Source organism: Streptomyces sp. 2323.1 (genome assembly GCF_900221035.1).
In the GTDB taxonomy this organism is placed as follows: Bacteria; Actinomycetota; Actinomycetes; order Streptomycetales; family Streptomycetaceae; genus Streptomyces; species Streptomyces sioyaensis.
The window spans coordinates 7,835,167-7,846,852 of record NZ_LT907981.1 but is presented as its reverse complement, the minus strand read 5'-3'; the positions used below and the strand labels follow the sequence as shown (position 1 = coordinate 7,846,852).

Sequence of the window (11,686 nt, the reverse complement as noted above, 5' to 3'; positions counted from 1 at the left end):
GCCGCACGGCGCAAGTACGACGTCACAGCACCACGAGTACGACGTCACAGACACAAGGGGAGAGTCATGTTCCGCAAGAAGGCAGGCAACACTGAACCGGCAGACCGCTCCTCGGTAGTTGAGCGGCGCCACACTGTCGCCCCCGGGGACACGGGCGTGGCCGAGGTGGGCCGACGGACCGTCACCTCGGCGGCCGCCGCGGCCGCCCTACTGCTCGTCGGCGGCGGCTTCGCCCGCGCACAGTCCGCGAACCCGGCACGCCCCGCACCCACCACGGACGACGTCACCCTGCGACTGCCGGCGCCGAGCGGCCCGCACCGCATCGGGGTCACCATGCTGTATCTGGTCGACCGCTCCCGGCGCGATCCATGGGAGCCCCTCCCCGTACGGGAGGTCATGGTCTCGGTGTTCTATCCGGCCCGCACCGTCCGCGGCTGTCCGATCGCGCCGCAGATGGCCGCGGGTGCCGCCGCGGCTCTCCCCCACATCGACCCGCTCTTCCACCGGGAGTTGCCGACGACCGGGGTGAACTGGGCGGCCACCCGCACCCACGCGCACACGGGTGCGCCCGCACAGCCCGTACGACGACCGGTGCTGCTGTACAGCCCGGGCGGGGGTGACCCGCGCACCCTGGGCACCGGGCTCGCCGAGGAGCTGGCGAGCCGCGGCTACGTGGTGGTGACCATCGACCACCCCGGCGATGGCAGCGAGGTCGAGTTCCCCCACGCGAGGACGGGAAGACAGCAGGTCCGCCGCACCGTGTTCCGGGGCGACCCCCGGACGGACCCGAAGGTATTCCGCACCATGGTCGGCACCCGGATCGCGGACACCCGGTTCGTGCTGGACCAGCTGGCGGTGCTGGCAGCCGGCCGGAACCCGGACGCACTGGGGCGCCCGTTGCCGGAGGCCCTCGGTCACGCGCTGGATCTGCGACGGGTCGGCATGTACGGTCACTCGGCCGGCGGCACTACCGCGGCCCAGACGATGTACGAGGACCGGCGGATCGGCGCGGCGATCGATCTGGAGGGCTTCCTTGACTACGCGCCGGAGAAGCCGGGCCAGGAGGGAAAGCTCCTCCCGGTCGCCCACTACGGAGTGGACCGGCCGCTGCTCCTGATGGGCACCGACGGATTCCCCGAAAAGCAGGCGCTGGAGCCCTCCTGGTCGGCCATGCTCGCCCATCCTCGGAGCCACACCCGCCGACGGCAGCTCAGCAATGCCACCCACGGGGTGTTCACCGACTACGCCGTCTTCGCCCCCCAGTTGCAGGCCGCCGGGCTGATGACGACAGTCGAGCGGGACTCCCTGATCGGGGCGATCGATCCGGCGGTATCGGTGCCCATGGTGCGCAGCGCGGTGCACTCCTTCTTCGCCCGGCATCTCCCGTCGCACTGACCACACTCGGCACTCGGTACTCGCTAATCAGCACCTCATCGGCACGTAGTCCGGCCCCGTCTCTCGCCAGGCGCCTCCCCGCCGTAGGACCATGGCACGCCCGCTCACGCACGTCCCTCGTGCCGTACGCCGTGCCCTCTGGAGGACTCGGACCATGAGCAGACCGATTGCTGTACGCGGCCGCTTCGCCCCGCTGCTCACCACCCTGCTTCTCGGACTGTCGCTCGCCCTCCCGCCCGGAACGCCTGCGCACGCGGCGGGTACGGCGGGCGGCCCCGGACCCGCGGCTGCCGCCGCCGACACCTACTGGACGGCCCAGCGGATGAAGGCGGCTCAACCAGCCGTCGTCACCCGGACTTCAGGAGCCACGCGCCCGGCGACGGACCCGCCACCGCCGAGCCACCCGTTCGACGGCCTCCCCCAGGTGGGGACCTTCTTCTGGACGGACGGGAGCAACACCGGCCGGTTCTGCGGCGGAACGGTCGTCCGCAGTCCGCACCGCGACCTCGCGGTCAGTGCCGCACACTGTCTGCGCTCGCCCGACCCTAAGCGCCATCTGTCGTTCGTGCCGCAGTATCACGACGGCCTGAAACCGCACGGGATCTACCCCGTCGACCGCATCTACCTCGACCAGCGGTATTACGACCTCGGCACGAATGGCGGGGCCCGCTGGGACTATGCCGTCGTGCGGCTCACAGCACGGGAGGACGGCGCCGAGGTCCAGGACGTCACCGGCGGCTTCGACCTCCTCCCGTACCCGGGGTACGACCACCAGAACGTACGCCTCATCGGCTATCCCGGTAACAGCGACACCACCCACCCCAAACCACTGGACTGCAACTCCTCCACCCACCGGTACACCAGCACGGACCCGGCCGCCCCCGGCGACTTCCTGGAAATTGCCTGCGCGGGCTATATCGGCGGCACGTCCGGCGGCCCCTTCCTGGTACGGGACTTCAGCGGATACGCCCTGATCGGCGTCATCGGCGGCTACCACACCGGCGGTGACTTCCCGGATGTCTCGTACAGCTCGTACTTCACCGTCGACGCGTTGGCGCTTTATGTGCATGCCGTCCACGGCGACCCCCCTGCCACTCCCCGCCAAAGCCAATGAAACGAAGTGAGCGCGCTTCCTGACCAACACGGGAACCGGAAGCGACATATCCGGGTATGAAGACGGCTCCTGTTAATGTCAGCGATGGCCGAAAGCCGGTTTCCACCAGGCCGCAGTGGAAGGTGACGCCCGTTGGTGCCGTCGTTTCTCTTGTCCGTACTGAATCGCCTCTTCGGTAATGAGGCGTGGCGCCGGCTTCATGCACAGGCGGCGCTCTGGGTCACGCTGGTCATGACCGCGGTGCTGCTCGGGGGCGCCGCTCTGGTCGTGGTCGCCGAATCCGGTGCGCCGCACGCCAATATCACGTCCTTTCCCACGGGATTGTGGTGGTCGATCGAGACGGCCACGACCGTGGGCTATGGGGATTTCTATCCGGTCACGTTATGGGGCCGCATCATCGCTGCCCTGCTGATGCTCAGCGCCATTACGGCCTTCGGTGTCATCACGGCTGCCCTGGCGACCTGGTTCGTCGGCCGCGCGGAGCAGGATCTGGTCCGTCTGGGCAAGACCGTGGGAAGCCATGCCCGCGAGGACGCGGAGGCACTCCGCTCGGAGCTGCACACCCTGCATGAGCGCTTCGACCACGTCGAGAATCTGATCCGGGACAGAGGCCCGCACTCCACCACCTGAGCCGAACCGGCACGGCCCGCAACCACCCACCGCCCCGTCTCCTCCACCCTTTCCAGACCCGCTCCCGTCGCTCCGCCGCAATTCCCCGCTCCCTTTCCCTACCTCGTCGAACTGGCCCGGTGGGACGCGGGGTTACACTCACGTTCGGTGCGTTCCGGCGGTCGTACCGCCGTCCGAGCGGGCCGGGCTCACCTCACTCCGTCGCTCCGCCGGGGCGAGCACACCGTGTTCTTTTCCGAGTCGATGACGGTGGGTGCGATGGTGGAGACAGTGGAGCGGCTCAGGGGCCCGTGGGCCGAGCGAATACCCTCGGACCGGAAACTCTCGGACTTCGGCACCGCGCTCGGAAAACGTCTGCCCGGCCCACAGACAATGGGCTGGACCGTGACCGCGGTGTTTTTTGCTGTGTACACCCTGGTGTCGCTGCTGCGGAACGATCGCATGCTCAACGCCGGTTACGACCTGGGGATATTCGAGCAGGCCATCCGCGCCTATGCGCACGGTCAGGCCCCGGTCGTGGAACTCAAGGGCCCGGGCTTCAATCTCCTCGGCGACCACTTCCACCCCATTCTGGTGCTCGTCGCCCCGCTGTACCGGCTCTTCCCCAGCTCGGTCACACTGCTCGTGGTGCAGGCCGCCCTGATGGCGCTGGCCTGCTACCCCCTCACCCGCTGGGCGCACCGCGCCGTCGGACCGGTCACCGGTCTGGCCGTGGGCTGCGGACTGGGCGCCTCATGGGGCCTGGTCACGGGAGTCACCAAGGACTTCCATGAAATCTGCTTCGCGGTGCCCCTGCTCGCTTTCAGTGTGACCGCGCTCGGGCACCGGCGTTGGCGGGCGGCCGCCGCCTGGGCGCTGCCCCTCCTCTTGGTGAAGGAAGACCTCGGACTCACGCTCGCCGCCATCGGTGGCTATATCGCATGGCAGGGACTGCGCGAACGCCGTACGCAGGAAACGACGCGGCGGGGCTCCCCGCTTCTGCTCGGCCTGGCCGTCGTATGCATCGGTGCAGCGGGGACGGCGGTCGAAATTCTCGTTCTGCTGCCTGCCATGAATCCCCGTGGCGGCTTCGACTACTGGCATCAGATGCCGGGAGAGGCCTCGACGGCCGGAAGTGCCGTCGGTATCGCGGCTCTCGGACTGCACCTGTTCTGGCCGCCCATGAAATGGCTGCTGCTGTTCATGCTCGCCGCGCCCACCGCATTCTTCGGCCTGCGCTCTCCCCTGACGCTGCTGTGTGTGCCCACGCTCGCCTGGCGGCTGCTGGCCGGCAACGAGCACTACTGGCAGCCGAATTTCCACTACAACGCAATCCTGATGCCCCTCGTGTTCGCCGGTTTCGTCGATGTGCTCCACCGGCGGACGGATCTGGTGCCGCCTCCCCGGCGCCGCCGGCTCCTCACCTTCTCCGCCGCATTCACCGCGGTCACCGCCGCGGTGTACCCGCTCCACGACCTGGTGCTCCCCTGGGCATGGCGCACCCCGGCCCATGTCCGTACGGCGGAGCGGCTGCTGGCGCGCATCCCCGACGGCGACACCGTCGCCGCGTCGAACCGGCTGGCCCCGATGCTGACGGGACGCACCACCGTCAGCCTGGTCTGCTTCGGCACCGGCTCCGATCCCGCGGCACCGACCGCCCTCCCGGCCGATCCCCCGCGCTGGGTGGTCTCGGACCGTCATGATCCGACCGTCAAGACGCCCTGCCCGGTGGCGCAAACCCAGCGCATGCTGCGTCTCTATCGCGCGCACGGCTACGTCCAGATGGCGGAGGAGGACGGGATCACGTTGCTGCGCAGGCCGTAGCGACTCGGGGCCCTCCGTAAGTCGTAGCGGCCCGGGGGCCAGCCGTAGCGGCTCAGGGCACTCCGCAGGGCCGTCCGGCGCGCCGGTCCGATCCCTCCGCGCCACGCACTCCCTCATGAACGGCCCCACCGAGAGCTGCCCATGATTGGTGCCGCCGCCTAAAGTGGTGGCGTGATCGATTCCGCTGATGTCCGCCGTATCGCCCTTTCCCTGCCCGAGACGGTGGAGAAAGAGGCCTGGGAGATGCCCACCTTCCGGGTCGCCGGGAAGATGTTCCTCACCGTCCCCGACGACGAGACATCGGTCGCCGTGCGATGCCCCATTCATGAGCGGCAGGAATTGATCGCGGCGGAACCGGAAAAGTTCTGGGTGCCGCCCCACGAGGCCGGTTCCCATTGGGTGCGAGTACGGCTGTCCGCATTGGAAGACATGGACGAACTGCGGGACATCCTCGTGGACTCATGGAAGCAAGCGGCTCCGACGCGGCTCTTGGATGCCTTTCCCGGAATTGGCTAGGCAGCAGCCGGCGACAGGGCGAACGATGCGTCATTCGCGACGGCGGAGATCGCTCCAGTCCAGTGCCTGGGACGCCGTCAGCTGCGAATGCTCCGCGGCCGCACGGGCTTCGGCGAGGATATCGCCATGCTCCTCGACGAGCTCTTCGTAGATAGGGGTGTGGCTGGAGGGGTGCGTGGACGTGGTCATCTCGGTAATCCCATTCCCTTGTGATTCTTCGGCTGCGGCTCGGTAGGTTCTTGCCGCCCTGAGAACAAGGGAGCACCACGGTGAATATGCGGTGCGCAAAGGGAGGTTTTCCCCACATGCGCCGCTCCCCCGTGCGGCGCTGGACATCGTGTCATGACCGCGGCGACCACGCAAAGATCAGCTCGCCCCCTGAGACCGGTGGTGATGACACGCATCGTCCCTGCACAGAGCCGGTATGACGGCGCCGTGGCGGGTCCAGCCGGAGCATCAAGTGAAGCAGATAACAGTGACCGGCTGAGTGCCCCGATGCGTCGCCTTCCCGTCTTCGAGCTCCGGGAGCGCGCGGATTGGCGAGAACCATGCCCCATCAGGGCTTCCTCAGTGAGGATGAGTCCATGCCGCGAACCGTGAGAGTCATCGGGAGCCACAGGAGGCGGTGTCGTGAGTGAGGGGGATCTCGTGGGTGAGTCGCTGTACGTGAGATTTCAGGGGACCCGGCGCAGTCCCCGGGGCCACTTCCCCGGAATCTTCGCCCTCGCCAACGGCCTGGCGCGGGAGGGCAGGCTGAGCGAGGAGCAGTACCGCTTCTGGCGCGCCGGGAACGACTGGTACGACGCCCACTACACCAACCCCTCCCACGTCGATCCCACCGTCTACGACCGCGACCTGAACCCCGGGGCGGTGGCATGGTTCAAGACCTCCGCCGTGCGGCTCATCGAGCGGGTGGACGGCTACTTGGAGCTTCTCGCCGCGCATGACGTGGACTGCGAACGGGTGGAGTCCGCCGACCCCGGAAAGATCATTTACGAGGACGACGAGCAGGTCGTTGTCGTGCCGTGGCAAAGCGACAGCCCGCGCGGCATGGTCAGGCAGCCGAACGGCCCCGAAGAGACACCTCCCGCCTGACGGGGGATCATGAAAGGTGTCCGCGGGAACGGGAGGCCAGCCACCATGTCGCGCTACCAAGAGATCAAGTATCGGGCCGTCACCTCGTTCCAGAGGAGGATCGGCAACCCCCTCCTCTCCCGGCTGCCGCGCCAGACCCTGCTGGAAACGAAGGGGCGCAAGTCCGGACTGCCCCGGCGGACTCCGATCGGTGGCCGCCGCATCGGGCGTGAGTTCTGGTTCGTCTCGGAGTACGGCGACAGGTCGCAGTACGTGCGGAACATCCGGGCGCATCCGCAGGTCCGGGTCCGGATCAAGGGGCGGTGGTATGCCGGCACGGCGCATCCGGTCCCACACGACGATGCCCGCGCCCGGCTCAAGACCTTGCCGCGCCTCAACAGTGCTGCCGTACGTGCGGTCGGCACCCAGCTACTGACGTTCCGGGTCGACCTCATCGACGGACCGGGCTGATCCCCCTCGGTCTCGCCGCTGCCCTCGTGCACGACGGAAGCCGAGACGACGGAAGCTGTGCACGACGAGGCAGCCGTGCACCACAGCCTCAGTGCGCGATGCCGTCGATCAGCTCGCGGGCGCCCTGCCGCAGCAGGGCGACGGCCACGGACGTACCGAGCGTCTCCGGGGTGAGCGGGCCGGCCCATTCGTGTGCGTTGAGGACCGTCTTGCCGTCCGGGGTGAAGACACAGGCGCGCAGGGACAGTTCGCCGCGGCGGTCGGTCCTGGCGTAGCCGGCGATCGGGCTGTTGCAGTGGCCCTGCAGGACGTGCAGCAGCATGCGCTCGGCGGTGGTCTCCTGGAACGTCCGGGGGTGGCCGAGACCGCTGACGGCGTCAATGGTCTCGGTGTCGTCCTGACGGCACTGGAGGGCCAGGACACCCGCTCCGACGGGCGGACACATCTCGTCCACCGACAGGATCTGGGTGATCACATCCGTACGGCCGATGCGTTCGAGACCGGAGACGGCCAGCAGCAGCGCGTCTGCCTCCCCGGCCGCGAGCTTCTCCATGCGGCGGTTGGCGTTGCCGCGCATCGGCACACACTGCAGATGCGGATGGGAGGCCGCGAGCTGGGCGATCCGACGGACCGAGGAGGTACCGATCCGGGTGCCGTCGGGCAGCTCGTCGAGGGTGAGCCCGCCGGGGTGGATCAGCGCGTCACGGACGTCATCGCGCTCCAGGAAGGCAGCGAACGTCGTACCGGCCGGCAGCGGGCGGTCGCCCGGGATGTCCTTGACGCAGTGCACCGCGAGGTCCGCGTCGCCGGCCAGCAGGGCGGCGTCCACCTCCTTGGTGAACGCTCCCTTCCCCTCGACCTGGGAGAGCGCGCCCATCCAGCGGTCGCCGGTCGTCTTGACCGGGATGACCTCCGTGGCGATGCCGGGGTGCAGCGTGCCGAGTTCGGCGCGGACGCGCTCCACCTGGGCCAGAGCCATGGGCGAATCGCGCGAGACGATACGGATCAGTTCAGGGGCGGACATGTGCTCACGATAGACCGTCAGAAACCGTGCGACGGCCACAGCAGGCCCGGCTCGACCCGTTCTCCAGCCCCGCGGTACGGTCCCACCATGTCCCGGGCAACCGAAGCCCGAGCTCCCCGGGGTGATCCGAAAGACACGCCCTAGTCCCGGCGCGAAGGCCCGGTCACCGAGCACGGCCGCGCTCCGCCCGGGCTTGGGCCATGACGAAGCCCAGGCCGACGACGAGGTCGGCCTGGGCCTGCCGTGCGGTGCCCGGGTGGTCTCCGGAGTGCGAGGAGAGCCCGCTCAGGCGTGTCGGTACGAGGCGAGGTGGGCGAACACCACAATGTTGTCGACGTAGTCCTTGACCTTCCTGTCGTAGGCGCCGCCGCAAGTGATCACGCGGAGCTGCGCGGTGGAAGCGTCGGCGTAGACCCGGTCGTTGGGGAAGTTCGCCTTGCTGAAGGTCTCCACGGAGTCGACCTTGAAGGTCGCGACGACACCGTCCTCGCGAGTGATGTTGATCGAGGCGCCCTGCTTGAGTGACTCGAGTTGCAGGAACACCGCCGGTCCGGTCTTGGTGTCCACGTGACCGGCGATGATCGCGGAGCCGCGCTCACCCGGTGACGCACCGTCCTTGAACCAGCCGACGAGATTTCGGTCTCCCGCGGGCGGCGCATTGAGCTGGCCGGTCGGGCCGAGGGTCAGCGTGGTGAAGGGCGCGTCGACGGCGATGTCCGGAATCGACACCCGCCTCGGCGCGGAACGGGGCAGGGCCAGATCGGGGACCCGCGGGGAGGCGGCCGTACGGCTTCCCGGCGTGGCCGAGGAGGCCACGGCGGGGCGGGACAGCGGCTTGGGGTCTGCCGAGGTGTCCACGGAGTTGTAGACGAGGAGGGAACCCAGCAGAAACGTGCCCGCAGACCACAGCAGGCCGCGGCCGATGGGGCGGGACGCGGAGGCGATCCGGGGTGGACGGGAATTCGGCTGGGGCGACTGCGGGGCGGTCATGTGACGGAGCCTTTCATGAACGGGACGGCGCGAGGGCTGTGCAACGGCGGTAACGAATGCGCCGCGGCCACCGTCCACGAGGAGCGGTGGCCGCGACAGCAGAGCGGCCTCCGTAACGGAGCAGCCGGATCAGGCCACAGAGGCGCCGTTGCGACGGCGCAGCATGTAGGCGCCGGCGCCGAGACCACCCAGCATCAGCACGGAGCCGGCAGCCAGACCGCCACCGGTCGCCATGCCACCGCCACCGGTGTGGATGCCACCGTGCGGCCGCTGGTGGTCGCCACCGTCGTGGTCGCCGTAGCCACCACGGCCGTGGTCGCGGTCACGGTCGCCGTAGCCACCGCGGCCGTGGTCCCGGTCTCCGCCGCGACCATGGTCGCGGTCACGGCCGCCGTCACGGCCGCCGTCACGGCCGCCACGGCCGTGGTCGTCGCCGTAGCCGCTGCCCTGGTCCCAGTCAGCGACGATGACCTTGGCCATGGCGCCACCACCGGTGTGCACGCCACCGCTGGGCATGCGGTCACAGCGGCCGTCGTGGCCGCGGTCGCGGTCACGGTCGCCGCGGCCACGGTCCCGGTCGCGGTCACGGCCGTCGCGGCCGTCGCGGCCGTCGCGGCCGTCGCGGCCGTCGCGGCCACGGTCCCGGTCACGGTCGCCGCGGCCGTCACGGCCACGGTCCCGGTCACGGTCACCGCCACGGCCGCGGTCACGGTCGCCGCCGCGGCCGTCACGGCAGTGGTCACGGTCGCGGTCACCGCGGCCGCGGTCGCGGTCACGGTCGCCGCGGCCGCGGTCGCGGTCGCCGTTCCGGTCGTGGTCGTGGTTGCTGGAGGAAGAACCACTGTCCGCGGCAATGTCCTCCGTGATCATGGCGTTCGCAGCAGGGGCAGTGATTGCGAGCACCGCCGTAATGGCGGCTGAAGCGAACAGGGTGCGAGCAGTGCGCATGGGGACATGTTCCTTTCGGCGCAACTGCGAAGGCTGACTCTTTGTCGGCTCATCGGATCGCAGTGGCGACGTGATCACCGTCAGCCGGATTGCGGCCTCGCACCACCGGAGAACGTCGCATTCGAGGTACCCCCTGGGCTCTTCGGGTGGCGGAAGGCTGCGGATTCACCCGTTGGACGGCGCGCGTCGTCGGCGTGTCGCGTAACGAGTGGGCTAAAGGGGCTCGACGGGCCGTCAGAGCGGAGTCATTCGGTGCTGAACGAGCGTCGCGAGCGGGGTCGCCCGGGACACACCGACGCCCCTGACGGCCCTGCGATGGGTCGGGGCGGGGCGGCTCCGCACGAGGCTCCGTCAGATCCGGCGTACGCGGTGGGGCTGGCGTGCGGTGGGGAGCCGGCGGGGCTGGCGTGTCGTGGGGCCGGCAGGCCGGCCGGCGAGGGGCGCACCGCGGGCACAGCAATGACACAAAGGGCAATTCCGCAGCGTGATGGCGTAACACCCCTCCACGGGCGCGCCGTTCGGCGGACGGTCGACGACCCGATCCTCGTCATTCGGCGGGCACGCGATGAACCGCCACACGGTGCCGCGGGACTCGACACACAGGCGCGCGTCAGCAAGGCCGGCGGCCGTCTCTTCTGCCGTCCGTGCCGGGCTGATGCGGGGATGATGACCGGGCCACGAGTACACGAAAGGCCTGCCACGCTCACTCGGATGGAGGGATTCCTACACCCGAAGGGCCGCTCCGACAGGCGGTTCTGTGTTTCACATGAAACATCGGCGGACGGTCGCGCCGGCTCAGGTGGCGTTGTCCCGGAGGGCCTTTTCGACGATCGCTTCCAGCCGGGAGTGGTGCGCCCCTCGCCAGTAGACGCGCCCGCATGCCGTGCACTGGGCGAAGACGTCGTACGTCCGCTGCGTGCCGTGTTCAAGGTGCTCACGGACCGAGTCCTTGTCGGCGTCCGTGAGCGGGCCGTTGCATGCGGTGCAGCGCGTCCAGGGTGCGAGCTCGGGCGCGAACCGGCCCAGTACGTCCCGGAGTTGGTCATCGGGCCGGTCGCTGTAGATGAACGCGCCCGCCCAGATCTCGCGCCGTTGCAGCAGTCCCCGGTCCCGTGAGAGCAGTACGCGTTGCTCCTTCGCCGAGAGCGCCGCCAGTGCGGCGTCGCCGGGGTCCTCATTCGTGTACGCCGCGTCGACGCCGAGCAGCCGCAGCCTGCGCGCCAGGGTGCCGAGGTGAACGTCGAGCAGGAACCGCAGCGGCGCACCGGGGATCCGCTGGGGGCGCTCGACGGCGTACACCTCGACGCTCTCGCCCGCCCGCGGGACATGGGATACGGGAACCTCGGCACCGTTCACGACCAGCCGTCCGACTTCGGTGAGCGGGACGCCGAGCGATTCGACGACATGGCCGAGCGTCGAGGAACCGTCGGTCACCACGGGCGCACCGGCGGCGGTGGAGTGCGCCGCTCCAACGAAAAGGTGCAGCTCAGGGGCGAAGACGAAGGGGATCTCAGGACCGTTCACGCCGGACAGCATGTCATCGGCCGGGCCGGCCCGGCCAGCGGATTCCCGGCGGTCGGAGCCTGGAGGAGCGACCCGCCGGCACTCCGGCTCGACGGCTCGATCGCAGCCGCGACGGATCTGGCTACGGACGGACCGTAGCGGTCCGCGCCCCGGATTGTGCGCGGTGGAGCAGGACCCGATCCCCCGCCGCCCCTAGC

The 11,686-nt window shown here is 69.4% G+C and carries 12 protein-coding genes; 8 read left to right on the top strand and 4 right to left on the bottom strand.

Annotated features, from left to right (window positions below; all coding sequences use genetic code 11):
• Positions 1-156: 156 nt before the first annotated feature.
• The 5 genes from CPH93_RS33595 (at position 157) to CPH93_RS33575 (ending at position 5,458) form a co-directional block, all read left to right on the top strand.
• Positions 157-1,395 carry an alpha/beta hydrolase family protein gene (locus CPH93_RS33595; RefSeq protein ID WP_096215016.1) on the top strand — a complete coding sequence of 413 codons (1,239 nt, stop codon included), beginning with the start codon at positions 157-159 and terminating at the stop codon, positions 1,393-1,395.
• A 154-nt stretch (positions 1,396-1,549) separates the two neighbouring features.
• Positions 1,550-2,509 carry a trypsin-like serine peptidase gene (locus tag CPH93_RS33590; protein ID WP_096215015.1) on the top strand — a complete coding sequence of 320 codons (960 nt, stop codon included), beginning with the start codon at positions 1,550-1,552 and terminating at the stop codon, positions 2,507-2,509.
• Positions 2,510-2,641: 132 nt separating this feature from the next.
• Positions 2,642-3,139 carry a potassium channel family protein gene (locus tag CPH93_RS33585; protein ID WP_436843532.1) on the top strand — a complete coding sequence of 166 codons (498 nt, stop codon included), beginning with the start codon at positions 2,642-2,644 and terminating at the stop codon, positions 3,137-3,139.
• 393 nt (positions 3,140-3,532) lie between these two features.
• A complete protein-coding gene (locus tag CPH93_RS33580) occupies positions 3,533-4,942 on the top strand; it encodes a DUF2079 domain-containing protein (protein ID WP_231977054.1) in 1,410 nt (469 codons plus the stop codon).
• 171 nt (positions 4,943-5,113) lie between these two features.
• Entirely contained in the window at positions 5,114-5,458 is a 345-nt protein-coding gene (locus tag CPH93_RS33575; RefSeq protein ID WP_096215013.1) for an MmcQ/YjbR family DNA-binding protein, read from the top strand.
• 30 nt (positions 5,459-5,488) lie between these two features.
• Here the strand turns inward: CPH93_RS33575 and CPH93_RS36320 are convergent, their stop codons facing one another.
• Positions 5,489-5,647, bottom strand: coding sequence for a hypothetical protein (locus tag CPH93_RS36320; RefSeq protein WP_173909932.1), 159 nt, complete (start codon positions 5,645-5,647; stop codon positions 5,489-5,491).
• A 441-nt stretch (positions 5,648-6,088) separates the two neighbouring features.
• Between CPH93_RS36320 and CPH93_RS33570 the strand changes: the two genes are divergently transcribed.
• Both CPH93_RS33570 and CPH93_RS33565 read left to right on the top strand, forming a co-directional pair.
• A complete protein-coding gene (locus tag CPH93_RS33570) occupies positions 6,089-6,553 on the top strand; it encodes a hypothetical protein (protein WP_231977053.1) in 465 nt (154 codons plus the stop codon).
• A 45-nt stretch (positions 6,554-6,598) separates the two neighbouring features.
• A complete protein-coding gene (locus CPH93_RS33565) occupies positions 6,599-7,003 on the top strand; it encodes a nitroreductase/quinone reductase family protein (RefSeq protein ID WP_093481568.1) in 405 nt (134 codons plus the stop codon).
• An 88-nt stretch (positions 7,004-7,091) separates the two neighbouring features.
• Here the strand turns inward: CPH93_RS33565 and hemC are convergent, their stop codons facing one another.
• Positions 7,092-8,027 carry a hydroxymethylbilane synthase gene (hemC, locus tag CPH93_RS33560; RefSeq protein ID WP_093488339.1) on the bottom strand — a complete coding sequence of 312 codons (936 nt, stop codon included), beginning with the start codon at positions 8,025-8,027 and terminating at the stop codon, positions 7,092-7,094.
• A 285-nt stretch (positions 8,028-8,312) separates the two neighbouring features.
• Positions 8,313-9,017 (bottom strand): class F sortase, encoded by a 705-nt coding sequence (locus tag CPH93_RS33555; protein ID WP_093481569.1) that lies wholly within the window; start codon positions 9,015-9,017, stop codon positions 8,313-8,315.
• 15 nt (positions 9,018-9,032) lie between these two features.
• Here CPH93_RS33555 and CPH93_RS35975 point away from each other — a divergent pair, with 15 nt between their 5' ends.
• On the top strand, positions 9,033-9,938 hold the full coding sequence (locus CPH93_RS35975; RefSeq protein ID WP_159395102.1) for a hypothetical protein: 906 nt from the start codon (positions 9,033-9,035) through the stop codon (positions 9,936-9,938).
• An 822-nt stretch (positions 9,939-10,760) separates the two neighbouring features.
• Here CPH93_RS35975 and CPH93_RS33535 read toward each other — a convergent pair.
• Positions 10,761-11,489 carry a Mut7-C RNAse domain-containing protein gene (locus CPH93_RS33535; protein WP_096215696.1) on the bottom strand — a complete coding sequence of 243 codons (729 nt, stop codon included), beginning with the start codon at positions 11,487-11,489 and terminating at the stop codon, positions 10,761-10,763.
• Positions 11,490-11,686 lie beyond the last annotated feature (197 nt).

What these genes read in the sequence shown, in the direction of transcription:
- CPH93_RS33590 (WP_096215015.1), top strand. Translation starts at nt 1,550, where the DNA reads ATGAGCAGACCGATTGCTGTACGCGGCCGCTTCGCCCCGCTGCTCACC.
- CPH93_RS35975 (WP_159395102.1), top strand. Translation starts at nt 9,033, where the DNA reads ATGAACGGGACGGCGCGAGGGCTGTGCAACGGCGGTAACGAATGCGCC.
- CPH93_RS33565 (WP_093481568.1), top strand. Translation starts at nt 6,599, where the DNA reads ATGTCGCGCTACCAAGAGATCAAGTATCGGGCCGTCACCTCGTTCCAG.
- CPH93_RS36320 (WP_173909932.1), bottom strand. Translation starts at nt 5,647, where the DNA reads ATGACCACGTCCACGCACCCCTCCAGCCACACCCCTATCTACGAAGAG.
- CPH93_RS33555 (WP_093481569.1), bottom strand. Translation starts at nt 9,017, where the DNA reads ATGACCGCCCCGCAGTCGCCCCAGCCGAATTCCCGTCCACCCCGGATC.
- hemC (WP_093488339.1), bottom strand. Translation starts at nt 8,027, where the DNA reads ATGTCCGCCCCTGAACTGATCCGTATCGTCTCGCGCGATTCGCCCATG.